This is a genomic window from Achromobacter sp. RW408 (genome assembly GCF_003184165.1).
GTDB classification, from domain to species: domain Bacteria; phylum Pseudomonadota; class Gammaproteobacteria; order Burkholderiales; family Burkholderiaceae_B; genus Achromobacter; species Achromobacter xylosoxidans.
In genome coordinates, this window is the sequence record NZ_QHHO01000049.1 from 1375630 (window position 1) to 1398429 (window position 22800).

General features: G+C 68.5%; 19 protein-coding genes. 5 read left to right on the top strand and 14 right to left on the bottom strand.

Translation table 11 applies throughout. The features are described 5' to 3' along the window. Positions 1 to 133 precede the first annotated feature (133 nt). The gene (locus DK459_RS25810) at positions 134 to 661 is read right to left on the bottom strand and encodes an SET domain-containing protein (protein ID WP_110135145.1); all 528 of its coding nucleotides are present in this window, start codon (positions 659 to 661) and stop codon (positions 134 to 136) included. A 108-nt stretch (positions 662 to 769) separates the two neighbouring features. Between DK459_RS25810 and DK459_RS25815 the strand changes: the two genes are divergently transcribed. After that, entirely contained in the window at positions 770 to 1690 is a 921-nt protein-coding gene (locus DK459_RS25815) for a bestrophin family protein (RefSeq protein ID WP_006389475.1), read from the top strand. Between the two features lie 31 nt (positions 1691 to 1721). On the opposite strand, the gene DK459_RS25820 is transcribed toward DK459_RS25815, so the two are convergent. Further along, the gene (locus DK459_RS25820; RefSeq protein WP_006389474.1) at positions 1722 to 2192 is read right to left on the bottom strand and encodes an Lrp/AsnC family transcriptional regulator; all 471 of its coding nucleotides are present in this window, start codon (positions 2190 to 2192) and stop codon (positions 1722 to 1724) included. A gap of 93 nt (positions 2193 to 2285) precedes the next feature. On the opposite strand from DK459_RS25820, the gene ilvB reads away from it, so the two are divergent. Continuing rightward, positions 2286 to 4106, top strand: a complete 1821-nt coding sequence (ilvB, locus tag DK459_RS25825) for a biosynthetic-type acetolactate synthase large subunit (RefSeq protein ID WP_102949835.1) — start codon at positions 2286 to 2288, stop codon at positions 4104 to 4106. 105 nt (positions 4107 to 4211) lie between these two features. On the opposite strand, the gene DK459_RS25830 is transcribed toward ilvB, so the two are convergent. From DK459_RS25830 to DK459_RS25850, 5 genes are all read right to left on the bottom strand, one after another. Next, on the bottom strand, positions 4212 to 4994 hold the full coding sequence (locus DK459_RS25830) for an SDR family oxidoreductase (RefSeq protein WP_082455302.1): 783 nt from the start codon (positions 4992 to 4994) through the stop codon (positions 4212 to 4214). A 14-nt stretch (positions 4995 to 5008) separates the two neighbouring features. Further along, the gene (locus DK459_RS25835) at positions 5009 to 5863 is read right to left on the bottom strand and encodes an ABC transporter permease (RefSeq protein ID WP_024067343.1); all 855 of its coding nucleotides are present in this window, start codon (positions 5861 to 5863) and stop codon (positions 5009 to 5011) included. Positions 5864 to 5870: 7 nt separating this feature from the next. Further along, entirely contained in the window at positions 5871 to 6641 is a 771-nt protein-coding gene (locus DK459_RS25840) for an ABC transporter ATP-binding protein (RefSeq protein WP_006389470.1), read from the bottom strand. Continuing rightward, on the bottom strand, positions 6641 to 7699 hold the full coding sequence (locus DK459_RS25845; protein WP_076408173.1) for an ABC transporter substrate-binding protein: 1059 nt from the start codon (positions 7697 to 7699) through the stop codon (positions 6641 to 6643). Before DK459_RS25845 ends, DK459_RS25840 begins: the two co-directional genes overlap by 1 nt. A gap of 133 nt (positions 7700 to 7832) precedes the next feature. Further along, positions 7833 to 10460, bottom strand: a complete 2628-nt coding sequence (locus DK459_RS25850; RefSeq protein WP_110135146.1) for a DNA topoisomerase III — start codon at positions 10458 to 10460, stop codon at positions 7833 to 7835. 62 nt (positions 10461 to 10522) lie between these two features. On the opposite strand from DK459_RS25850, the gene DK459_RS25855 reads away from it, so the two are divergent. Continuing rightward, the gene (locus DK459_RS25855; RefSeq protein ID WP_110135147.1) at positions 10523 to 13180 is read left to right on the top strand and encodes a GDYXXLXY domain-containing protein; all 2658 of its coding nucleotides are present in this window, start codon (positions 10523 to 10525) and stop codon (positions 13178 to 13180) included. Positions 13181 to 13201: 21 nt separating this feature from the next. Here the strand turns inward: DK459_RS25855 and gluQRS are convergent, their stop codons facing one another. The 4 genes from gluQRS to DK459_RS25875 form a co-directional block, all read right to left on the bottom strand. Continuing rightward, complete coding sequence (gene gluQRS, locus DK459_RS25860) at positions 13202 to 14083, bottom strand: tRNA glutamyl-Q(34) synthetase GluQRS (RefSeq protein WP_110135275.1); 882 nt, start codon at positions 14081 to 14083, stop codon at positions 13202 to 13204. 99 nt (positions 14084 to 14182) lie between these two features. Further along, positions 14183 to 14641 carry a DUF494 family protein gene (locus DK459_RS25865; RefSeq protein WP_006389464.1) on the bottom strand — a complete coding sequence of 153 codons (459 nt, stop codon included), beginning with the start codon at positions 14639 to 14641 and terminating at the stop codon, positions 14183 to 14185. 235 nt (positions 14642 to 14876) lie between these two features. Further along, positions 14877 to 16901: a TRAP transporter permease gene (locus tag DK459_RS25870; protein ID WP_024067350.1), complete on the bottom strand. Its 2025-nt coding sequence runs from the start codon at positions 16899 to 16901 to the stop codon at positions 14877 to 14879. 103 nt (positions 16902 to 17004) lie between these two features. Beyond that, positions 17005 to 17964, bottom strand: coding sequence for a TAXI family TRAP transporter solute-binding subunit (locus DK459_RS25875; RefSeq protein WP_006389462.1), 960 nt, complete (start codon positions 17962 to 17964; stop codon positions 17005 to 17007). A 198-nt stretch (positions 17965 to 18162) separates the two neighbouring features. Between DK459_RS25875 and DK459_RS25880 the strand changes: the two genes are divergently transcribed. Beyond that, entirely contained in the window at positions 18163 to 19302 is a 1140-nt protein-coding gene (locus DK459_RS25880; protein WP_110135148.1) for a DSD1 family PLP-dependent enzyme, read from the top strand. A 20-nt stretch (positions 19303 to 19322) separates the two neighbouring features. After that, complete coding sequence (locus tag DK459_RS25885; RefSeq protein ID WP_233256882.1) at positions 19323 to 20693, top strand: hypothetical protein; 1371 nt, start codon at positions 19323 to 19325, stop codon at positions 20691 to 20693. Between the two features lie 41 nt (positions 20694 to 20734). Here the strand turns inward: DK459_RS25885 and DK459_RS25890 are convergent, their stop codons facing one another. The 3 genes from DK459_RS25890 to DK459_RS25900 are packed head-to-tail and all read right to left on the bottom strand — an operon-like array spanning position 20735 to position 22774. Continuing rightward, a complete protein-coding gene (locus tag DK459_RS25890; protein WP_006389458.1) occupies positions 20735 to 21472 on the bottom strand; it encodes an amino acid ABC transporter ATP-binding protein in 738 nt (245 codons plus the stop codon). Next, a complete protein-coding gene (locus DK459_RS25895) occupies positions 21453 to 22109 on the bottom strand; it encodes an amino acid ABC transporter permease (protein WP_024067353.1) in 657 nt (218 codons plus the stop codon). The genes DK459_RS25890 and DK459_RS25895 overlap by 20 nt, the downstream gene beginning before the upstream one ends. Then, the gene (locus DK459_RS25900; RefSeq protein ID WP_006389456.1) at positions 22106 to 22774 is read right to left on the bottom strand and encodes an amino acid ABC transporter permease; all 669 of its coding nucleotides are present in this window, start codon (positions 22772 to 22774) and stop codon (positions 22106 to 22108) included. The genes DK459_RS25895 and DK459_RS25900 overlap by 4 nt, the downstream gene beginning before the upstream one ends. Between the last annotated feature and the right edge of the window lie 26 nt (positions 22775 to 22800).

The following is a 22800-nucleotide window of genomic DNA, read 5'->3' on the forward strand; positions in this document are numbered from 1 at the left end:
GCGGCCGCGCGGGCGGCCTTCTTTGGCGTTTGGGTGTCTTGCGGCGGGGCGGTGCCGGGCTGGCGTGGCTGGCGGCCGGGTGTTGGGCGAGCGCGGCCGTTGTGGCTGCGCTGTTGGCGCCCTTGCCGCTTGCTTACTTTGTGGTTTCCGTTTGCGCGGGCGCTTCGGCCTTTTTCTTTTTCTTCTTCTTTTCGGGCAGCGCCAGCATGGTGCCACGGCACGGCGGGGTGCCGCAGAGGCACTTGTAGCCTTCCTTCAGGGCCTTGGTGATGCGGCCGTCCAGGACCAGGCCGTAGTCGTAGGAGAGTTCCGTGCCGCGCGGGATGTCTCGCAGCGCGACGATGTAGACGCGCTTGCCGTGCTTGCCTTCCTGGGCCTCGCAGTTGGGCTCACAGGAGTGGTTGATCCAGCGGGCGTCGTTGCCCTGGTCGCCGCCGTCGATGACGCGGCCGGAGCTGAGGGCGAAGAAGAAGGTGTGGAAGGGATCGTCGGGGTTGGTGGGGTGGCGACGGTCGGCTTCCTTGGCGCTGATGCGGGCGCCGCCGTACTCGATGATGCGGGTGCCCGCGGGGATCTTGCGGGCGGCGAAGACGCCGTTGCCGTGCAGCTTGGAGCGGCGCACGACGTACCAGGGCTTGATGGGGGTGTCTTCGGAGGTCATTGAGTGGCGGCAGTGTGGCGGTGAGACGAAACAGAATTATATCGGCGCGCTTGTGACACGATGACAGGCGTATAGTGGGCGCCGCCTCGTTTCTTGCGTACCTGCACCATGATTGTCCGTCCGCGTCCTTCCGCGCTGGGTTTGTTCTTTGTTTTGCGCGGTTCGATCATTCCCCGCATCTTCAGCCGCATCCTGGTCATTACGCTGCTGTCGTGCGTGGTGGTGTGGATGTACCACCGCCAATGGTTCTCGCCCACGCACCTGTCGGCGGTGCCGTTCTCGCTGTTCGGGCTGGCGCTGTCGGTGTTCATGGGGTTTCGCAACAACGTCTGCTACGACCGCTGGTGGGAAGCGCGCAAGCAATGGGGCGACCTGATCGTGCAGGCCCGCAGCCTGGCGCGCGAGAGCGCGGTGCTGCTGGCGGCCAGTACCGCCAATCCGGTGCAGGAAAGGCTGGTGCGGCGTTGCATCGGCTTCGGTTACGCGCTGGCGGCGCGGCTGCGCGACCAGGATGTGCTGGCGGCCGTGCGGCCCTGGGTGCAGCCGGAGGAACTGGATACGCTGGCGGGCAATCGCAACGTGCCGGATGCGCTGCTGCTGGCGGTCAACCGCGACCTGGCGGCCTGCCTGCGGCGCGGGGAGCTGACCGATATTCTCTATCAGGCGCTGACCCAGCGCGTCGCGCAGTGCGCGGCGATCCAGGCGGCCTGTGAGCGCATCAAGTACACGCCGACGCCGTTTGCCTATTCGCTGCTGCTGCATCGCACGGCCTGGCTGTTCTGCCTGCTGCTGCCGTTCGGGCTGGTGGGCACGCTGGAATACCTGATGCCGGTGGCGGTCACCATCATCGCCTATACCTTCTTCGGGCTGGACGCGCTGGGCGACGAGCTGGAAGACCCGTTCGGCCTGGAGGAAAACGACCTGCCGCTGTCGGCGCTGGCGCGGGTAATCGAAATCGACCTGCTCGACGGGCTGGGCGTGCGGCCGTTGCCCGAGGCGCCGCAGCCGGTGGACTTCGTGCTGCGCTGACATCGCCACGGCGCCGCCCGGCCGCGCCCGTTCAGGTCGTCGGCCCGTTCAGCGGCAGCATGGTCTCCTTCAGGCGGCGCAGGACGAAGCAGGATTTGCTGTGGCGGATGCCGGGGATGCGGTACAGCTGCTCGCGCAGCAGCCGCTCGTAGTCGCGGGTGTCGCGCACGGCGATGCGGATGTAGTAGTCGTAGTCGCCCGACACCAGGAAGGCTTCCAGTACTTCCGGGATCTGCGCCAGCGCCCGCCCGAATTCATACAGCGTTTCTTCGCTGTGGCTCTCCAGCGTGACGTGGACGATGACCGTGTCCATGAAGCCCAGGCTGGCCGGGTCGATGTCGACCGTGTAGCCACGGATCACGCCGGCCGCCTCCATGCGCTTGATCCGGTTCCAGCAGGGCGTGGACGACAGGCCGACCGCCGCGCCGATGTCGTTGAGGCTGGCGCGGGCGTTCTCTTGCAGCACGCGCAAAATCGCCAAGTCAAACTTGTCCAGGTTCATTTTCTTTGATTCCTCCGATCCAAAGATAAATTTACTGCGTTTGCCGGCAATGCGTGGAAAAGAAGATAAATATTCTCCCGGATTCCCAATAAGATGGATAGCATGAACGATCGCCTGCACCCCTCCGTCGCCGCCGCGCTTGCCGCCCCTGAAACTCCCCCCGCCAATGGGGCCAGGATTCTGCTGGAAACGCTGATTGCGCACGGCGTGGACACCGTGTTCGGCTATCCCGGCGGCGCCGTGCTGCCGCTGTACGACGCGCTCTATGCCGAGCCGCGCCTGCGCCACGTGCTGGTGCGCCACGAGCAGGCCGCGGTGCATGCCGCCGAGGGCTACGCCCGCACCACCGGCCGCACCGGCGTGGTGTTCGTGACCTCCGGCCCGGGCATGGCCAACACCACCTCGGGCCTGCTGGACGCCATGTGCGACTCGATCCCGGTGCTGTGCATCAGCGGCCAGGTCGCCACCAGCGCCATCGGCACCGACGCCTTCCAGGAATGCGACGCTATCGGCATTTCGCGCTCCGTGACCAAGTGGAACACCCAGGTGCGCTCGGTGGACGACGTCGCCGCCGTCACCGCCCGCGCCTTCGAACTGACGCGCCAGGGCCGGCCCGGCCCGGTGCTGCTGGACTTCCCCAAGGACGTGCAGCTGGCCGTGCCGCGCGACGCGGACGGCGACGACTACACCCCGTCGCAGCAGAAGCTGGCGGCGCTGCGCGCGCGGCGCCAGTCGGGCAAGCTGGCGCCCAAGCTGCCGCAATCGGCGGTGCGCCGCGCCGCCGCGCTGATCGCCCAGGCCAAGCGCCCCATCTTCTACGGCGGCGGCGGGCTGGTGAACGCCGGCCCCGAGGCCTGCGCCGCCTTCACCGAGCTGGTGCGCGCCAGCGGCGCGCCCTGCACCCTGACGCTGATGGGCCTGGGGGCGTTCCCCGCCTCCGACCCGCAATTCGTCGGCATGCTGGGCATGCACGGCACCGTCGAGGCCAACCTGGCCATGCACAACGCCGACCTGGTGGTCTGCATCGGCGCCCGCTTCGACGACCGCATCACCGGCAAGCTGTCCGAGTTCTGCCCGCATGCGCGCAAGATCCACATCGACATCGACCCCGCTTCCATCAACAAGGTGGTGCGGGTGGACGTGGCCCTGGTGGGCGACTGCCTGCCGCTGGTGCGCGCCCTGCAGGCCGAGCTGACCGAGCCGCTGGACCCGGCGCGGCTGGCGCCGTGGTGGGCGCGGGTGCAGGCCTGGCGCGCGCAGGACTGCCTGGGCTACACCCCGGCGGCCGACGCCATCCTGCCGCAGCACCTGATGTCGCGCCTGAACGCGGCGCTGGCCGGGCGCGACGCCATCGTCTCGACCGACGTGGGCCAGCACCAGATGTGGGCCGCGCAGTACCTGCGCTTCGACCAGCCGTACCGCTGGCTGACGTCCGGCGGCGCCGGCACCATGGGCTACGGCGTGCCGGCCGCCATCGGCGCGCAGGTCGCGCATCCGGACAAGACCGTGGTGTGCGTCAGCGGCGACGCCTCGGTGCTGATGAACATCCAGGAACTGTCCACCGCCATGCAGCACCAGGCGCCGGTCAAGGTCGTGCTGTGCAACAACGGCTACATGGGCATGGTGCGCCAGTGGCAGGAACTGATCCACGGCGGCCGCTACAGCCACAGCTACAACGCCTCGCTGCCCGATTTCGTGGCGCTGGCGCGGGCCTTTGGCTGGGGCGCGGCGCGGGTCGAGGACCCGGCGCAACTGGACGCGGCGCTGGCCGAATGCCTGGCGCACGACGGCCCCTACTTCCTCGACGTGGCGGTGACGGCGCAGGAGAACTGCTTTCCCATGATGCCGGCCGGCCATGGCCACCACAAGATGATGCTGGCCGAAGGCGTCTGGTACCAGGACGAGACGACCTGAGCCGGCGGCGATTGCCGGGCAGGCGCACATCCCTTCCGGGACCGCCGGAATGATGCAGGGGCCCTTTGCGGGCCCCTTCGTTTTTGCCGCACGGCCAGCGCGCCGTCAGAACTGGATCGACAGGCCGCCGTCCACCACCAGCACGTGTCCGTTCACGTACGACGCCGCCTTCGACGCCAGGAACACCGCCGCGCCGGCGATCTCCTCCGGTTCGCCCCAGCGCCCGGTCGGGTTGCGCGCCGCGATGCGCGGGCCGACGGCGGGGTCGGCCACCATCTGCGCATTGGTCTCGGTGGCAAAGGTGCCCGGCGCGATGGCGTTGCTGGTGATGCCGCGCCCGCCGAACTCCGCCGCCAGCGCCCGCACCATGCCGGTCAAGCCCTGCTTGGCGGCCGGATAGATGGCGTCGCCGGCGCGCGCCAGCTCGCCCACCACGGAGGTGATGGCGATCAGGCGGCCGCCGCCCTGGCGCGCCATGCGTTCGGCGGCATGCTTGGCCAGCAGGATGCCTGCCACCAGGTCGGTGTCGATCAGCTCGCGGATCTCGGCGGCGCTGGTGTCGGCCAGCGTCTTGCGGTTGCGCGCGCCGACGTTGTTCACCAGGATGTCCAGGCGGCCATGTTCGGTGTCGATGCGCGCGAACGCCCGCGACATGGCGGCATCGTCGCTGACGTCGAAGGCCAGCGCGTGCGCGTCCAGGCCGTCGCCGCGCAACGCGGCGGCGGTGCTTTCCGCGGCCTGCTCGTTGCGGCCGTTGATCAGCACGCGCGCGCCGCTGCCGGCCAGCGCGCGGGCGATACAGAAGCCCAGCCCGCGGGCCGAGCCGGTCACCAGCGCGACCTGGCCGCTCAGGTCGAAGTTGCGCAGATAGGGCAAGGAAGTCGTCATGGTTGCGGCTCGGTTCATTCGCGGAATTCGGGCGCCCAGTGCAGCAGCCGCCGTTCCAGCCAGGTCACGCAGTACACCAGCGCGATGCCGACGATGGACAGCAGCGTGACCGCCGCGAACATGTCGGTGGCGTTCAGTGTAGCCAGCGCGGTGATCATCAGGTAGCCCATGCCGGTGGTGGAGCCGACGAACTCGGCCAGCACCACGCCGATCAGCGCGAAGCTGATGGCGTTGGGCAGCGCGGCGAAGGTCCAGGCGGCGGCGGTCGGGATGCGCACGCGCCACAGGATCTGGCGCGGCGATCCGCCCAGCGTGCGGCAGAAGTCCACCAGTTCGCGCTCGACGCTGCGCCCGCCCTTGTAGGTGTTGAAGAACACCAGGAAGAACACCACGAACCATGACGTCACCACCTTGGACGCCAGCCCCAGCCCGAAGAACATGGTGATGAGCGGCACGAAGGCGATGCGCGGCATCGAGTTGAAGGCCACGATGAACGGGTTGAACACGTCCGCCAGGAAGCGGCTGCGGCTGAGCGTCATGCCCACCAGGAAGCCGCTGCCCACGCCTACCACCAGCCCGACCAACGTGGCCTGCAGCGTCAGCCACAGGTGCGGCCAGACCGAGCGCGGCCCGGGCTGCAGCCATTCCCACAGCCGCACCGCCACGCGCGACGGCTGGCTGATGAAGAACGGATCGAACAGCGTGTTCTGGGTGAACCACGGGATGCGCGTCAGCGTTTCCCAGGAGCCGAGGATGAGGGCCAGGATCAGTACCTGCCACAAGGTGATGCGCACGCGCCGCAAGGTGCTGGCGCGGCGGTCCAGCCGCAGCTGGTCCTGCAGGGTATCGGTCAATTCGGGAGCGGTCATGATGGCATCAGGCGGCGGCGCGGAACTGCTGGCCCAGCACGCTCCAGAGGCTTTGCACGTGGGTGACGAACTGCGGCGTCTCGCGCAGGGTGAAGACGTCGCGCGGATGCGGGATGGCGATGCGCTCGTCCAGCAGCACGCGGCTGGGCGGCCCGGACAGCACCACCACCCGGTCCGACAGCAGGATGGCCTCGTCCAGGTCGTGCGTGACCAGCACCACGGTCTGGCCCAGCTTGCGCCAGATCTCCATCAGCTCGCGGTGCAGGTGGGTCTTGGTGTGCGTGTCCAGCGCACCGAACGGCTCGTCCAGCAACAGGATGCGCGGCTCCACCGCCAGGCTCATCAGCAGCGCCACGCGCCGCCGCATGCCGCCCGAGAGCTGGTGCGGAAAGGCGTCGGCAAAGGCCGTCAGGTGGCCCAGCTCCAGCAGCTCGGCCACCCGGCTGGCGATGCGCGCGGCCGGCACGCCCTGGAACTTCAGGCCCAGCGCCACGTTCTTCCTGACGCTGAACCAGGGCAGCAGCGTGTCCTTCTGGAAGATGTAGCCCAGCGCCGGCGGCACCTGGCCGTCGACCCCCCGTCCGTCCACCACGATGCGGCCGGTGGTGGGCGGCAGGAAGCCGGCGATCATGTTCAGCAGCGTGCTCTTGCCGCAGCCCGAGGGGCCGACGATCGACACGAACTCGCCCGCCGCGATCTCCAGGCTGACCTCGCCCACCGCGTGGGTGGTGCCCTGGCGCGTCTGGTAGGCCTTGCCCACCCGGTCCAGCGTGATCATCACAGGCCTCGCGCTTTGCGCACGAAGCTCATGTCGACGCACTTGGCGTAGGGCACCGTCTTGATCTCGTCGTTCGAGAACTGGCGGCCGTCGCCCATGATGGCGGTCATGCGATCGTAGGCGTCCTGGGTGATGAGGTTGTCCTTCAGGAACACGGTTTCCTTGTACACGCCCAGCGTCTTCTCGATGGCGGCGCGCGGGAAGGCGTTCAGGTAATCGTCGTAGATCACGTCGGCGATCTCGGCGGCGCTGTGGGCGGTGATGAAGTCCTGTGCCTTCACCAGGCCGGTGACGAAGGCCTGCACGGTCTCCGGCCGCTTCTGGATGGTGTCCTGCAGCGTCAACGCGGCGATGCCCGGCACGTCGCCGCCCATGAATTCGTTCCACGAGGCCTCGGTGGTGGCGTCGAAGATCGGTACGCCCCAGCCTTCCTGCCGGGCCTGCTCCATCATCGACATGGTGGCCATGCTGGCGGCCACCGAGCCGGTCTTGAGCGCGCCCAGCATGGTGGCCAGGTCGCCCAGGGGGCGGATGTCGACCTTGTCGGCCACGCCGGCCTTCTGCATCAGGTACAGCGCCATCAGCCAGGTGCTGGACTGCGGCTGGGTCGCGCCCACGCGCTTACCGGCCAGGTCCTTGAGCGACTTGATCTTGCCGCTGTCGAAATCCTCGCGCCGCACGATGACGTTGGCGTAGGTCAGCTTGCGGTCGAAGCCGAACACCAGCGTGGCCGGCTTGCCGGCCAGCGTCAGGGCCGGCGCGGCGGTGGCCGCGGTGGCGCCGAAGGCGATCTGGCCGGCCGCCAGCAACTGGTTGGTGCGCGGGCCGCTCTGCGAATTCAGGTACTCGACCTCCAGCCCCGCTTCGCCGAAATAGCCCTTCTTGAGCGCCACGTAGCCGGCCGCGAAGAACGGGTCGATGCTGCCCTGCCCGTAGACCACGCGGCCCAGCTTGGGCTGCGCGAAGGCGACACGGCCGCCGATCAGGGTGACGCCGGCCAGCGCCCCGGTAGCGGCCAGCACGCGGCGGCGGGTGGTGAAGTGGGGGCTCGTGCTCATGTCTTCCTCGGTCTCGATCGGGTGTGGTTGTTTGGCGTCAACAATACCGCAGCGGCGCCTGCCGTCCAACAATGGAAAACGCCCGGTTGCCCGGGCGTTCTCGTCGTGCCACGCAAGTGTAGACCGTGGCGGCTTATGCCGCGGTCTTCTTGGGCGCGGCCTTCTTCACGGCTTTCTTGGCGGCGGTCTTGGTCGCCGTCTTGGTGGCGGTCTTCTTCACCGCGGCCTTCTTGGCCGGCGCCTTCTTCGCCGCCGTCTTGGTGGCGGCGCCGGCGCTCTTGGCCGGGGCGCGGCCGCGGCCGGGTTTCTCCGGACGCGGTTCGAACTCGAAGCCGATCTTGCCGTCGGGCTGGCGCACCAGGAAAGCCTTGAACTTGCGGTTGGTGCGGCTGGACACGAAGCCGTCGAGCAGGTCGGTGCGGCCGTCGGTCAGCAGCTTTTCCATCTGCTCGCGCGAGATTTCCTGCTGCAGGATGACCTTGCCCGAGCGGAAGTCGCAGCTCTTTTCAGGGCCCACCGACTTTTCGCAGACGTAGCTCATGCCGTGCTCGAACACGCGCGACTGGCACTTGGGGCAGGTCCCCACCGGCGTGTGGCCGGAGAAGTCCACCGCCTCGTTGTCGTCCTCGTCGTTCTGGCCGAAGTCGAATTCCAGCTTGTACTCGTCGCTGATGCGCAGGATGGCGGCGAACGGCCGGCCCATCTTGCTGATGAAGCCCTGCAGCGGACCGATCTCGCGCTTGGCCAGCAGTTCCTCGACTTCCGGCAGCTCGAAGGTGCGGCCGCCCGGATGCTTGCCGATCGAGAAGTCGCAGTTGGTGCAGGCGTAGCGGCGGTAGTTTTCCTTGACCACCCCGCCGCACTTGGGGCACGGCGTCTGCAGCGTGGCGTAGTCGCCGGGCACCGTGTCGCGCTCGTATTCCTTGGCGCGCTTGACGATCACCTGCGTCATCTGGGCGATCTCGCGCATGAAGGCCTGGCGGTCCAGCGCGCCCTGCTCGATCTGCTTGAGCTTGTGTTCCCATTCGCCGGTCAGCTCGGGCGAGGTCAGTTCCGACACGTCCAGGCCCGACAGCAGCGTCATCAGCTGGCGCGCCTTGGCGGTCGGCACCAGGTCGCGGCCCTCGCGGCGCAGGTAGACCTCGTTGAGCAGGCCTTCGATGATGGCCGCGCGCGTGGCCGGCGTGCCCAGGCCACGCTCGGACATGGCCTCGCGCAGTTCCTCGTCGTCCACCAGCTTGCCGGCGCCTTCCATGGCCGACAGCAGCGTGCCTTCGTTAAAGCGCGCCGGCGGCTTGGTGGTCAGGCCCACGGCTTCGACGTCCTCGGTGCGGACGGTCTCGCCGTCGCCCACCGGCACCAGGTTGGCGTCCTCGCCCTGGGCCTCCTTGCCGTACACGGCCAGCCAGCCCGGATTGACCAGCACCTTGCCGTCGGTGCGGAAGCGATGCCCCTGCACCTCGGTCATGCGGGTGGTGACGCGGTATTCGGCGGCCGGGAAGAACACGGCCAGGAAGCGCTTGAGCACCAGGTCGTAGAGCTTGGCCTCGGCCTCGCTCAGGTCATGCGGGATCTGCAGCGTCGGGATGATGGCAAAGTGGTCCGATACCTTCTTGTTGTCGAAGATGCGGCGGTTCGGCTTGACCCAGTGCTGGCTGACCACGGTCTCGGCATGGCGCGACAGCCCGCCGACGGCGTTCGAGCTGCCCTTGGCCAGCGCGCGCATGGTTTCCTGCACCGTGCCGATGTAGTCCTCGGGTAGGTAGCGCGAATCGGTACGCGGATAGGTCAGCGCCTTGTGGCGTTCGTACAGGGTCTGGGCCAGGGCCAGGGTGGTCTTGGCCGAGAAGCCGAAGCGGCCGTTGGCCTCGCGCTGCAGCGAGGTCAGGTCGTACAGGGCCGGCGACATCTGGGTCGACGGCTTGGATTCCTCGGTCACGCTGCCCGGCTGGTCGCGGCAGGCGGCCACCACGCTCTGGGCGGCGGCCTGCGACCACAGGCGCGATTCGCGCTTCTCGGGGTCGCGCTCGTCCTTCTTGAAGTCCGGGTCGATCCAGCGGCCTTCGTACAGGCCGGCGGCGGCCACGAACGTGGCGCGCACTTCCCAGTAGTCGCGCGGCACGAAGCGGCGGATGCGTTCCTCGCGCTCGGCCACGATGGCCAGCGTGGGGGTCTGCACCCGGCCCACCGGCGTCTTGAAGAAGCCGCCGTCCTTGCTGTTGAAGGCGGTCATGGCGCGGGTGCCGTTGATGCCCACCAGCCAGTCGGCCTCGGCGCGCGAGCGGGCGGCGGCCTCCAGCGGCTTGAGCTGGCTGTCGTCGCGCAGGTTGGCGAAGGCCTCGCGGATGGCGGCCTGGGTCATGGATTGCAGCCACAGGCGCTGGATCGGCTTTTTCACGCCCGCATACTGAATGATGTAGCGGAAGATCAGTTCGCCCTCGCGCCCCGCGTCACAGGCGTTGATGATGGCATCGACGTCCTTGCGCTTGGCCAGGCGCACCAGCAGCTTGAGGCGCTCGGCGGATTTCTTGTCGGTCGGCCCCAGCTCGAATTCAGGCGGAATTACGGGCAGGTGCGTGAAGCTCCATTTCCCCTTGACCGGATCGTTGGGCGCGACCAAGCTAAGCAAATGCCCGATGCTGGACGCCAGTACGTAACGTTCGCTTTCAAAATAGTCGCCCTCGCGCGCAAAGCCTCCCAAGGCGCGTGATATATCAAGGGCCACCGAGGGCTTCTCGGCAATAATCAGCGTTTTATTCATGTGTATCCAGTGGCGGCAGTCCCGCCGTAGTAGCGCGGATAATAAGATCGGAGTTTCGCGAGATGCAAGTCGGCATTGAACGGCAAGTGGGATCGGAACTTCACGCATGGCGTCAATTCCTGGCGCGCAGCACCCTCTGGCTGGGGGTCCTGCTGCTCGGCAGCGCCGCCATCTGCTGGGTCGCGGCGAACTGGCAGGACATGACAAAAATCCAGCGTTTCGCCGGCACGCAGGGCCTGCTGGCCCTGACCGCGCTGGCGGCCGCCTGGACCGGTTTGCGCCTGCGCGCCACCCCTGGCGTGCGCCGCAGCATTCCCGGCGCGCTGCTGGCCCTGGCCGGCATCCTGCTCGGCGCCCTGCTCGCGTTATTAGGCCAAACTTACCAGACTGGCGCCGATACCTGGGAATTGTTCGCCTGGTGGGCGGTCCTGCTGCTGCCGTGGGCATTGGTGGCGGCCAGCCAGGCCGTCTGGCTGCTGTGGGCGCTGGTGACCAACGTCGCCCTGGTCCTGTGGCTGGGCGAGCGCGCCTTCACCTGGTGGCTGATCTTCGGCGGCCCCCAGGTCGCCAGCCTGATCGTGGCCGCCTGGAACCTGCTGTTGCTGCTGGGCTGGGAACTGGCGGCGCGCCGCTGGCGCGCCAGCACCTTGGTCGGACCGCGGGTCCTGGCGGCGCTGGTGATCAGCCCGCTGGTGACGGCGCTGGTGTTCGGCCCGATGGTGACGGTGCTGGTGATCGGCGACGCCATGTCGCGCGGCCTGGGCTCCATCAACAGCCTGGCCTGGATCGCGGTGACGCTGGGCCTGGGTTTCTATTACCAGCGCGGCCGCCGCGACCTGGTCATCCTGGCGATGCTGGTGGCCGGCGTCATCTGCGTGTCGCTGCGGATAGTAGGCGAATGGCTGCTGCGGCTGGAACCCGGCATCTGGGCGGCCCTGCCGCTGGCGGCGCTGCTGATGGCCGAGGCCGTCTGGGCCGCGCGCTGGCTGCGCGGACTGGCCGCGGGGCCGAAGGCGGCCGTCGCGGCCCCGGCCGATGCCGAGCCGGCCGCCGCCTCGGCCGGCAACGCGGTCGATCCCGGCGAGGCCGGCGAACCCGTGGCGCAACTGGCGCCGCCCGCCGTGCCGCACACCGAGCCGCCCTGGTACGTGCAGTGCATCCTCGCGCTGAGCGCCTGGCTGTCGACGCTGTTGCTGCTGGCGTTCGTGGCCTTCTCCGGCATCATCAATTCAGAGGAAGGCGCGCTGGTGGCCGGCCTGGTGCTGTGCGCCGCCGGCGTGGCGGTGCTGCGCAGCGACGCCGGCCCGTTCTGGCGCCAGTGCGGCACGGCCATGGCCTTTGCCGGCCAGATCCTCATCATCTACGGCATGTCCAGTTCGACCTCGTTCGCCAGCGCCTGCCTGTTCGTGCTGCTGATGGCCACGGCGGTCTACGTGCTGGGGCCGGACGTGATCCTGCGCTTCCTGAGCGGCGGCCTGATCGCCCTGGCCGGCGCCGGCCTGATCTGGCGCGTCCTGGCACCCGAGCTGCTGCGCGACGATCTGCTGGACGCCCTGCTGGACTTCGACATGGCCCGCGCCGCCTTCGTCTGGCTGCCGATCGCGGTGACCGGCGCGTGGGCCACGGCGGTGATCCTGACCCTGGCGCACCGGTGGGGCGGCAAGCGCGGCCATGCGCTGCAACCGCTGGCCTGGGCCTTCCTGCTGTCGGTGCAGGGCATGGTGTGGCTGGCCAGCGGACTGTCGGTGCTGCAACTGCCGGCCATGTGGCAACTGCACGCGCAGACCGCCGTGCTGGTATGCGCGGGCGCGTTGCTGCCAGCGGCGGCGGCGATGGCGGTGCTGTGGCCGCGCCGCCATGTGCTGACGGGCGGCGTCACCTGGGGCGTGCCCATCGCCCTGCTGTTGCTGGCGCTGTTCTGGCTGCCCAGCCCCGGGGTCGGTTTCGCGCTGGCCTGGCTGCTGCTGGGCTTCGGCCTGAACCAGTTGGGCGTGACCTTGTTCGGCGTACTGAGCCTGCTGGCCTATCTGGGCGTCTATTACTACCAGCTCGACGTGCCGCTGTTGCAGAAGGCGCTGTGGCTGGGCGGCGGCGCCGTGCTGCTGTTCGTGCTGCGGGTGCTGGTGTGGCTGGTGCCGCGCTTGATGCGCACCCAGGACCCGTCGCGCCGCGCGCCGCTGCCGCCGGTCTCGCCGGCCCTGCGCTGGCGCACCCTGGCGATCCTGGGCGGCCTGGCGCTGGTGCTGGTGGTGGCCAACGGCAGTATCTGGCAGCGCGAAAAGCTGCTGGCCAGCGGCAAGCCGGTGATCCTGGAACTGGCGCCGGTCGACCCGCGTTCCCTGATGCAGGGCGACTACATGGCGCTCAACTTCGCCGCCGGGCGCGAGGTCACGCGGCTGCGGCTGGGCGGCGAGCGCCCGGACACGGAGGATTCCGTCATGGGCGAAGCATCCGATGGCTACGTGATGCTGACGGTCGATTCGCGCGGCGTGTACCAGCCCGTGCGCATCCAGACCGACGCCACGCCGCATGCCGACGACGAAGTGCCGCTGCGCTACCGAGTGCGCGACAACCAGGTGCGCATCGTCACCAACGCCTATTTCTTCCCCGAGGGCCAGGCCAAGCGCTATGAAGTCGCCAAGTTCGGTGAACTGCGCGTGGCCGAGAATGGCGAGGCCCTGTTGGTGCGCATGCTGGGCGAGGATTTGCAGCCGTTATAGGAATGGGAATGGCAGGCCGGCTCAGGGCAGCGGAAAGCGCGCGGCCCAGCGCGCGGTCGCCTCGCGCAGGAAGGCCGCCGTGTCCGGCGCGTCCAGCGGCGCGAAGCCCAATGCCCGCCAGGCGCCTTGCAGCGACGCCAGCGGCGCGCCCGTGTCGATGGCGGGGGCGCCATTCTGCTTGGACAGTTTCAGGCCACTGGCGGGGTCCAGGATCAGCGGCACGTGCAGGTAGCGCACCGGCGGCAGACCCAGCAGCCGGCCCAGCACGCGCTGGCGCGCGGTCGAACTGAGCAGGTCGGCGCCGCGCACCACGTCGGTCACGCCCTGCGCGCCATCGTCCACCACCACCGCCAGTTGATAGGCCCACAGGCCATCCGCGCGCTTCACGGCGATGTCGCCCACCGCCCGCGCCACGTCCTGCTCCTGCGGCCCGAGCCAGCGGTCCTCGAAGCGTTCCACCCCTTCCGGCATGACCACGCGCCAGGCGCGCGCCTCGCGCCCCGGCGCCAGGCCGTGGCGGCAGGTGCCGGGGTATGGGCGTTCGCCGTCCGCGCCCGGCGCCGCCTGGCCGCGCAGCGCCGAATCGGCGATCTCGCGGCGGGTGCAGCCGCAGCCATAGACCAGCCCGCGCGCGGCCAGCGCGTCGAAGGCCGCCTGATAGGCCTCGCCGCGTTGCGATTGCCAGATGATGTCGCCGTCCCAGCGCAGGCCCAGGGCCTCCAGTTGGCCCATGATGGTCTCGGCCGCGCCGGACACGGTGCGCGGCGTGTCCACGTCCTCGATGCGCAGCAGCCAGCGGCCGCGGTTGGCGCGCGCGTCCAGCCAGCTGGCCAGCGCGGCCACCAGCGAACCCGCGTGCAACGGGCCGCTGGGGCTGGGGGCGAAGCGGCCGGTGTAGGTCACGGGATGAAGCAGCAAAGCAGCGGGGTTACGGCGAAACGGCGCCGCGCGCTCAATGCGCGCGGGTCGCGGGGAAACGGGCGTCGGCCGGAGCCGGCGCCGTCAGTGCAGCAAGCGCGTGCCGTCTTCGTCCAGCAGCTCTTCCAGGACCAGGTTGTCGATCTCGGCTTCCTGGCTCCAGAGAACCATGAGGGCGATGATCTTGATCTTGGACAGCGGCACGGGCGATTCCGGCGCCGCCAGGCCCCGGTCGATAACGATCTCGCGCAAGGGCGCGGGCAGCACGCCGGCCGATTCCAGGAAGGCGATGAAGCCGATGGATTCGGAGCCGAGTTGCTGGTATTCGTTATCGGTGTAGATCCGGGTACCGGTGGTGGGCGCCTGGGCGAGATCGACACAGCGTTCGGTGGTTTCGGCCAGGCCGTAGAGCCAGCCGAGCGCGTCGTCGATGTCCTCGTGCTCGAACCCGGCGGCGGCCAGCCGTTTGGCCAGCACGTCAGCGGCGGGACAGGCTTGCGGCGTGTAGTAATTCTCGTACAGATAAACCAGGATATCGAACATATGGCGCAGTTTTGTGCCTGTTTGCACAGTCGGCCCGCATATCGGCAGACCAGCAAACATGAATTTTACTTTACGCTGATTTATTTGCCCGGGCAACCGACCGCAAGGCGGAGTGTGGCGGGGCGTCGTCGCCTTGCGACAGTCACGAAATCGACGCCCATATACTGCCAGAATAAGGGGCTTTCCAGGCGGGGCGGCCCTTTTGGGGTCCGCCCCTCTTTAATACCCCCACGGTTCATGCGGTCTTCGGCGCCGACTCCAGCTTGAGCTGCGCCAGCTGGCGGATGAACACCGGAATGCAGATGGCCAGTCCGATCAGCCCGCTGGTCAGCCCCGGCAGGATGGTCAGCAGCGCGCCCAGCGTGCACAGCCAGCGTTCCCAGCTCTTCATGCCCACCAGCATGTAGCGCGAGAACGCCGCCGACAGCAGCACCAGCCCCACCATGCAGCCGAACAGCGTCACGAAGAAGTCGTACCACGTGAAGCCCTGCACCGAGATCAGCAGCGACGGCGAGAACACGAACACGAACGGCACGATCAGCTTGGTGATGCCCAGCCGGAACGCGGTATTGCCGGTCTTGAATGGGTCGCTGCCCGCCATGCCCGCCGCCGCGTAGGCCGCCAGCGCCACCGGCGGCGTAATGTCGGCCAGGATGCCGAAATAGAACACGAAGAAGTGCGCCGCGATCGGCTGCACCCCCAGCTGCACCAGCGTCGGCGCGGCCACCGCCACCATGATCAGGTAGTTGGCGGTGGTGGGAATGCCGCAACCCATCAGGATGCAGACGACGCCCGTCATGATCAGCGCCGCGACCAGCGTCAGCGACTGGGCATTGGCGATGGTCTCGGGAATGATCGCGCCCGCCACGCCGGCGATCGATTGCGCCGCCGAGATCACGATGTACGAGATCTTGAAGCCCACGCCCGTCAGCGTCACCACGCCGATCACGATGCCCACCGTGCCGGCCGCCGCGCCCACCGCCAGCGCGTACTTGGCGCCGGTCTCGAAGGCTTCGTACAGATCGCGCCAGTGCAGCCGCTGGAACGGATTGAGCAGGCCCACGATGATGCAGCCGGTGATGCCGGCAAACGCCGCCAGGTACGGCGTGCGGCCGCTGGCCAGCACGCCGATCAGCAGGATGAGCGGAATCAGCGTCGGCCAGCGCATCTTGAACGACTGCTTCAGCTTGGGCATTTCCTCGGCCGTCAGCCCGCGCAGGCCCTCGCGCTTGGCCTCGAAGTGCACCTGCATGAACATGCCGAAGAAATACAGAAAGGCCGGGAAGATGCCGGCGATCGCGATCTGCTGGTATGGAATGCCCAGGAACTCGATCATCAGGAACGCCGCCGCGCCCATGATCGGCGGCGTGATCTGGCCGCCGGTGCTGCTGGCCGCCTCCACCCCCGCCGCGAAATGCCGCGGATAGCCGATGCGGATCATCGCCGGAATGGTCAGCGAGCCCACCGTCACGGCGTTGGCCACCGACGACCCCGACAGCATGCCGAACATGGCCGAGCCGAACACCGACACCTTGGCCGGCCCGCCGGCGTAGCGGCCGGCGACGGTGGAGGCCACGTCCAGGAACAGCTGCCCCAGCCCGATGCGCGTGGCCAGCACGCCGAACAGCACGAAGTGGAACACATAGGTGGCCACCACGCCCACCGCCACGCCGTACACGCCCTGGCTGGTCAGGTACATGTGGTTGACGATCTGCGACCACGTATTGCCCGCGTGCTGCAGCAGCCCGGGGAAATACGGCCCGAAGGCGGCATAGGCCATGAACACCAGCGCGATGATCGGCAGCGGCCAGCCCATGGCGCGGCGCGTGGCCTCCAGCAACCCGATCAGCAGGATCGAGCCCATCAGCACGTCGATCGGCAGCGGGTTGCCGACGCGGAACGCCAGGTCCTCGAAGATGTAGGGGATGTACAGCACCGACAGCGCCAGCGCGATGGCGATGATCCAGTCATACAGCGGCACGCCGCCCGGCGCGTACCAGGTGGACTTCGGCTCGCGCTGGTAATGCGACTTGGAAAAGCCGAACACCAGGAAGATCAGGCTCAGCACGAAGGCCAGGTGCACGCCGCGATGCGTGGCTTCGCGCAAGAGGCCGAAGCCGGCCGTGTAGTAGTGGAACAGCGACAGCGCCACCAGCAGGCCCGAGACGATCCAGGTGGCGCTCTTGTGCAGCGGCCGGAAGCGGATCTCGGAATCGTACTTTTCCGCCAGCTGCTGTGTTTTCTCGTGGTCTATTTCCATAGCCAGGTTTCTCAGGTGATTGCGCGAACAGGGCCGCCCGAGGCGGCCCTGCGCTGGCGCGGCGATGGGCGCCGCGCTTCCCCGGAAGGGACGGGGTCGGTGCTTACTTCAGCAGGCCGATTTCCTTGTAGAACTTCTCGGCGCCCGGATGGAACGGGATGCCCGCGCCCTTGACCGCGTTGTCGCGGGTGATGAGCTTGCCCTTGGCGTGGCCGTTGTCCAGCGTCTTGCGAGTGGCGTCGCTGTACAGCGCCTTGGTGACGTCGTACACCACCTGTTCGGACAGCTTGGCCGACGTCACCATCTGCGCGTTGACCGAGATGGTCTTGACCTCGGGCAGGTTCTGGTAGGTGTTGGCCGCGATGGTGTCGGGCGTGAAGAATTCCTGCTTGGCGCGCAATGCGTCGATTTCCGGGCCGACCAGCGACACCAGTTCGATGTTGCCGGAGGACGCCAGTTCGGCGATGGCGCCAGCCGGCGCGCCGCCCACGAAGAAGAACGCGTCCAGGCCGCCGTCCTTGAGCTTGTCGCCGGCCTGGTTGGGCTTGAGGTATTCGGCCTTGACGTCCTTGTCGGTCATGCCATAGGCGCCCAGGATCAGGCGCACGTCCACCAGCGTGCCGGAACCCGGCTCGTCCATCGACACGCGCTTGCCCTTCAGGTCGGCCACGCTCTTGATGCCCGCGCCCTTGCGCGTCACCAGGTGGATGCTCTCCGGATACAGCGTGGCGATCAGGCGCAGGTCCTGCGCCTTGGGCTTGCCTTCGAAGGTGCCGGTGCCGCTGTAGGCCCAGAACGCCACGTCCGACTGCGTGAAACCGGCCTCGAACGAACCGCCCATGATGCCGTTGATGTTGGCCACCGAACCGTTGGAGGCGACCGCGGTGGCGATCAGCTTGCCGGGTTGGGACACGGCGTTGGCGATGATGCCGCCGATGGGGTAGTAGGTGCCGGCGGTGCCGCCGGTGCCGATACGGAAGAACTGCTGGGCTTGCGCGGCCCCGGTCGCGCCGACAGCGGCGGCGGCCATGGCCAGGGTGGCGATCCAATTCCTGAGTTTCATGCGAGCTTCTCCGTTATGAGTGGAAGTAACCTATTGTTGTGTTGAAATTCTGGCACGCCACCCGCCCTGCGCCAATGGCCTGGAAGCTATCGTTTACCAGGGGTTGCCGCAGTGCGGAAACGTCAACGGTCCGGCGTGGGCCATCGCGCGCGGCGGCGGTTCACGGTTACGCCGCAGGTTTGATCACGGAGCTATTCGATGTCCCAAGAAGTCATACGCGGCATTGTGCTGCCCCCGCCCGCCCAGGCCGGCGATCCCCTGGCCAGCGTCGACACGCCCAGCCTGGTGCTGGACCTGGCCGCGTTCGAGGCCAACCTGCGCGCCATGCAGGCCTGGGCCGACCGCCACGAGGTCGCGCTGCGGCCCCACGCCAAGGCCCACAAGTGCCCCGAGATCGCGCGCCGCCAGCTGGCGCTGGGCGCGCGCGGCATCTGTTGCCAGAAGGTCAGCGAGGCCGTGCCGTTCGTGGCCGCCGGCATCACCGACATCCACATCAGCAACGAAGTGGTCGGCCCGGCCAAGCTGCGCCTCTTGGCCCAGCTGGCGCGCGCCGCCAAGCTCAGCGTCTGTGTCGACAACGCCGCCAACCTGGCGCGGATCTCGCAGGCCATGGCCGCGGCCGGCGCCGAGATCGACGTGCTGGTGGAAGTGGACGTGGGCCAGGGCCGCTGCGGCGTGTCCGACGACGCCACCGTGCTGGCGCTGGCGCAGCAGGCGCGCGACCTGCCGGGCGTGACCTTCGTCGGCCTGCAGGCCTACCACGGCTCGGTGCAGCACTTGCGCACCCGGGACGAACGCGCCGCCGTCTGCCGCCAGGCCGCGCGCATCGCCGCGTCGTATCAACTGCTGCTGCGCGAGAGCGGCATCGCCTGCGACATCATCACCGGCGGCGGCACCGGCAGCGTCGAGTTCGATGCCGCCAGCGGCGTCTACACCGAACTGCAGGCCGGTTCCTACGCCTTCATGGACGGCGACTACGGCGCCAACGAATGGGACGGCGCGCTGGCCTTCCAGAACAGCCTGTTCGTGCTGTCCGCCGTGATGAGCACGCCGGCGCCCGATCGCGTCATCCTCGACGCCGGCCTGAAGTCCACCACCGCCGAATGCGGCCCGCCCGCGATCCACGGCGCCCAGGGCCTGCAATACGCCGCCATCAACGACGAACACGGCGTGGTGCGCGTCGCATCCGGCGCGCAGCCGCCGGCACTGGGCGACACGCTGCTGCTGGTGCCCTCGCACGTCGATCCCACCTTCAACCTGCACGACGGGCTGGTGGTGTATCGCGACGGCATCGTGCAGGACATCTGGGAGATCTCGGCGCGCGGGTTCTCGCGCTGATGGCGGCCGCGCCGATCGCGATGGAGCCGTTGTCCTTCGATTGGAAGACGCCGCTGCCGGAACTGCTGGACGGGTTGCGGCAGGCGTATGCGGCGCGCTACCCGGCCCTGGCCGCCGCGCGGCTCGATGCGCTGCGCGCGGCGTTGCGCGATGACCGCGCCGACGACTTCCTGCCGCCGCTGGGCCAGGAACTGGAAGCGCTGGGGCTGGCGCTGATCGAGCAGGACGAAGACGACGACGCCATCCACCTGCTGATCGTGCCTCTGGCCGATGCTGGCGACGCGCTGGCACAGATCGGGGCTCGGGGCCAACAAGGTACGCGGCATCGGCAGGACGGCGCCCCGCAAGGCGCGCCGGCGACCTTGCCGCGCCCCGCTTCCGGTCCGCTGGCGCAGCCTGGCGATTACCTGGACATGGTGCAGTGCGTCCCGCTGGCGCCGGGCTGGGCATGCATGGCCAACCGAGACACGGCGGCGCCGCAACTGGTGGACCTGCATGATTGGCCGGCCCTGCGCGAGGTTGGCGGCAAGTTCCAGCCGCATCGCGGCCTGCTGGCGTCGGCCGTTGCCGCCAACGGCGTCCATGCCTGGATCGAGCAAGGCCCAGACGGCATCGCCAGCACGCCCTATGCCCATCTACTGCGCGCGCCCCGGGTCGAGGCCGCGCCGCTCAACCGTCCCGGCCTTGCGCTGCCGCCGCGCGCGGCGCAGGCGCAGCGCCGCACGCCCGAATTCAGCCTGGGCTTCGCGGGCGACGACCTGCTGCTGGTGGATCGCGGCATGGTGTTCGTGTACCGGGGCTTTGCCGCGCAGGGCGAAGCGGTCGCCATCGAGCCGGCACTGCTTTACACCGCGCCGCCGCAACGCCGCCCCGTCAGCGACCGCTCGGCGGTGATCCAGACGCCCGATGGCCACGCCTGCGTGCTGTGCCGTGGCCAGCTGCTGCGGTGGCGCGACGGCCAGTTGCATCCCCTGGCATTGCGCTATCCCGACGCGGCATCGGGGGATCTCTCGCATCCCGTCGCCCGCGGCAACGGCGCCATCGCCTGGCTCGAAGACGATGCGCTTTGCCACGCGGACCTGGACGCCCTTGCCGTCAGCCGCCATGCGCCGCAACAGATGCCCGCCGGCGGCATGATCCTGCAGTCCCTGCCGCAAGGCTGGCTGCTACTGGGCCACTGGCATGCGCCGCACCGCAGCCTGGACCTGGGCCAGTTGTGGCATCCCGATTCCGGCCAGGTCCTGCGCATCCGCCACGGCGCGCTCGATCTGGACAGCGGCATCCAGCGCGCGTGGATTTTGCCGGATGGCGAGGTGGTCGTTGGCGGACAACTGCGTCATGTGCGGCTGGGTCGCTTCGACGCTTTGTTGGGCCGGCTGTCAGCCGCTTGACCCTCGGCGGCCGGGCCATGGCCGCCGCCAGGATCCACGCCCTATCCGGCCAGGTCCGTCATCCCCAGGAACTGCCGCAGCTCCGGCGTGGCCGGCGCGGTGAACAATTCCTCCGGCGGCCCGATCTCGTGCACGCGCCCCTGGTGCATGAACACCACGCGGTCGCACACCTCGCGCGCAAAGCGCATCTCGTGCGTCACCATCAGCAGCGTCATGCCGTCGGCGGCCAGCTCGCGCACCACCGCCAGCACCTCGTTGACCAGCTCCGGGTCCAACGCCGACGTGATCTCGTCGCACAGCAGCGCCAGCGGCTGCATCGCCAGGGCGCGCGCGATCGCCACGCGCTGCTGCTGCCCGCCCGACAATTCCTCGGGCCACGCGTCGAACTTATGTGCCAGCCCCACCCGCGTCAGCATCGCCCGCGCCAGGTCGGCGGCCTGGTCCTGCGGCATGCGCTTGGCCACCATCGGCGACAGCATCACGTTGCGCCCCACCGTCAGGTGCGGGAACAGGTTGAACTGCTGGAAGATCATGCCCACCTTCAGCCGCAGCGCGCGCAGCCGCAACTCGTCGTCGCCCAGTTGCGCGTCCGCCACCATGATGGCGCCGCTGTCGATCTGTTCCAGCCCGTTCACGCAGCGCAGCAGCGTGCTCTTGCCGGAACCGCTTTTGCCGATGATGGCGATGACCTCGCCGGGCTCGACGCGCAACGTCACCCCTTTCAGGACTTCGTTGTCGCCGAACTTCTTGCGGACGTCTTCAAGGGCGATGAGGGGCATGCAACTTCCTTTCCAGCAGCAGGCTGAGGCGCGACAGGGGCCAGCACAGCGCGAAATAGATCAGCGCGGCGCAGGCATAGACGGTGAAGGGGCTGAAGGTGGCGTTGGTGATCACCGTGCTGGCCTTGGACAGCTCGGTGAAACCAATGATGGAGGTCAGCGCCGTGCTCTTGACGATCTGCACCGCGAAGCCGACGGTCGGCGCCACCGCGATGCGCAGCGCCTGCGGCAGCACCACGTAGCGCATCTGCTGCACGTAGCCCAACGCCAGGCTGGCCGAGGCTTCCCACTGGCCTTTCGGAATCGCTTCCACGCAGCCGCGCCAGATCTCGGCCAGGAACGCGCCCGACCACAGCGTCAGCGCCGCGCCCGCGGCCAGCCACGGCGGCACCTCGACCCCGGCCAGCGACAAGCCGAAGAACGCCAGGAACAACTGCATCAGCAGCGGCGTGCCCTGGAACAGTTCGATATACGCCCAGCTCACGCGCCGCAGCAGCGCCACGCGCGAGGTCCGCATCATCAGCGCCAGCATGCCCATCAGCGCGCCGCCGGCAAACGCCACCAGCGACAGCACGACGGTCCAGCGCGCCGCCAGCAGCAGGTTGCGGACAATGTCCCAGGTGGTGAACTCGATCATCGCGCCGCCTTGCGGAACAACCGCCTGCCCGTCATGCGCAGCAACTGGCGCAACAATACCGCCAGCACCAGATAGATGCCGGTGGTCACGAAATACACCTCGAACGCGCGGAAGTTGCGCGACTGGATGAAATTGGCCGCGAACGTCAGGTCCTCGGCCGCGATCTGTGAACACACCGCCGACCCCAGCATCACGATCACGATCTGCGACGACAGCGCCGGCCAGATGCGCGCCAACGCGGGTTTCAGCACGACATGGCGGAACACCTGCAAGCGCGTCATCGCCAGGCTGGCGCCGGCCTCGTACTGGCCCTTGGGCGTGGCGTCGATGCCGGCGCGGATGATCTCCGCGCTGTAGGCGCCCAGGTTCAGCGCCATCGCCAGGCAGGCCGCCTGCATCTCGCTGAACTGCACGCCCAGCGACGGCAGCCCGAAAAACACGAAAAACAACTGGATCAGGAACGGCGTGTTGCGCACCACCTCCACATAGGCGGTGACCGGCGCGCGCAGCCAGCGCGGCCCCTGCGTGCGGGCCCAGGCGCAGGCGATGCCCAGCGCCACGCCCGCCACCGCGCCAAACGCGATCAGCTCGACCGTCACGCCAATGCCCTTGATGAGCACCGGCGTGTAGTCGAACACGGAAGCGAAGTCGAATTGATAAGCCATGAACAGCGCTCCGGCGCGCGCGCCTG

What these genes read in the sequence shown, in the direction of transcription:
- DK459_RS25840 (WP_006389470.1), bottom strand. Translation starts at nt 6,641, where the DNA reads ATGATCACGCTGGACCGGGTGGGCAAGGCCTACCAGACGCGCCAGGGC.
- DK459_RS25820 (WP_006389474.1), bottom strand. Translation starts at nt 2,192, where the DNA reads ATGAACCTGGACAAGTTTGACTTGGCGATTTTGCGCGTGCTGCAAGAG.
- DK459_RS25880 (WP_110135148.1), top strand. Translation starts at nt 18,163, where the DNA reads ATGTCCCAAGAAGTCATACGCGGCATTGTGCTGCCCCCGCCCGCCCAG.
- DK459_RS25885 (WP_233256882.1), top strand. Translation starts at nt 19,323, where the DNA reads ATGGAGCCGTTGTCCTTCGATTGGAAGACGCCGCTGCCGGAACTGCTG.
- DK459_RS25875 (WP_006389462.1), bottom strand. Translation starts at nt 17,964, where the DNA reads ATGAAACTCAGGAATTGGATCGCCACCCTGGCCATGGCCGCCGCCGCT.
- DK459_RS25845 (WP_076408173.1), bottom strand. Translation starts at nt 7,699, where the DNA reads ATGAGCACGAGCCCCCACTTCACCACCCGCCGCCGCGTGCTGGCCGCT.
- DK459_RS25850 (WP_110135146.1), bottom strand. Translation starts at nt 10,460, where the DNA reads ATGAATAAAACGCTGATTATTGCCGAGAAGCCCTCGGTGGCCCTTGAT.
- DK459_RS25900 (WP_006389456.1), bottom strand. Translation starts at nt 22,774, where the DNA reads ATGGCTTATCAATTCGACTTCGCTTCCGTGTTCGACTACACGCCGGTG.
- DK459_RS25870 (WP_024067350.1), bottom strand. Translation starts at nt 16,901, where the DNA reads ATGGAAATAGACCACGAGAAAACACAGCAGCTGGCGGAAAAGTACGAT.
- DK459_RS25830 (WP_082455302.1), bottom strand. Translation starts at nt 4,994, where the DNA reads ATGACGACTTCCTTGCCCTATCTGCGCAACTTCGACCTGAGCGGCCAG.
- DK459_RS25895 (WP_024067353.1), bottom strand. Translation starts at nt 22,109, where the DNA reads ATGATCGAGTTCACCACCTGGGACATTGTCCGCAACCTGCTGCTGGCG.
- DK459_RS25835 (WP_024067343.1), bottom strand. Translation starts at nt 5,863, where the DNA reads ATGACCGCTCCCGAATTGACCGATACCCTGCAGGACCAGCTGCGGCTG.
- DK459_RS25890 (WP_006389458.1), bottom strand. Translation starts at nt 21,472, where the DNA reads ATGCCCCTCATCGCCCTTGAAGACGTCCGCAAGAAGTTCGGCGACAAC.
- DK459_RS25815 (WP_006389475.1), top strand. Translation starts at nt 770, where the DNA reads ATGATTGTCCGTCCGCGTCCTTCCGCGCTGGGTTTGTTCTTTGTTTTG.
- ilvB (WP_102949835.1), top strand. Translation starts at nt 2,286, where the DNA reads ATGGATAGCATGAACGATCGCCTGCACCCCTCCGTCGCCGCCGCGCTT.
- DK459_RS25865 (WP_006389464.1), bottom strand. Translation starts at nt 14,641, where the DNA reads ATGTTCGATATCCTGGTTTATCTGTACGAGAATTACTACACGCCGCAA.
- DK459_RS25810 (WP_110135145.1), bottom strand. Translation starts at nt 661, where the DNA reads ATGACCTCCGAAGACACCCCCATCAAGCCCTGGTACGTCGTGCGCCGC.
- DK459_RS25855 (WP_110135147.1), top strand. Translation starts at nt 10,523, where the DNA reads ATGCAAGTCGGCATTGAACGGCAAGTGGGATCGGAACTTCACGCATGG.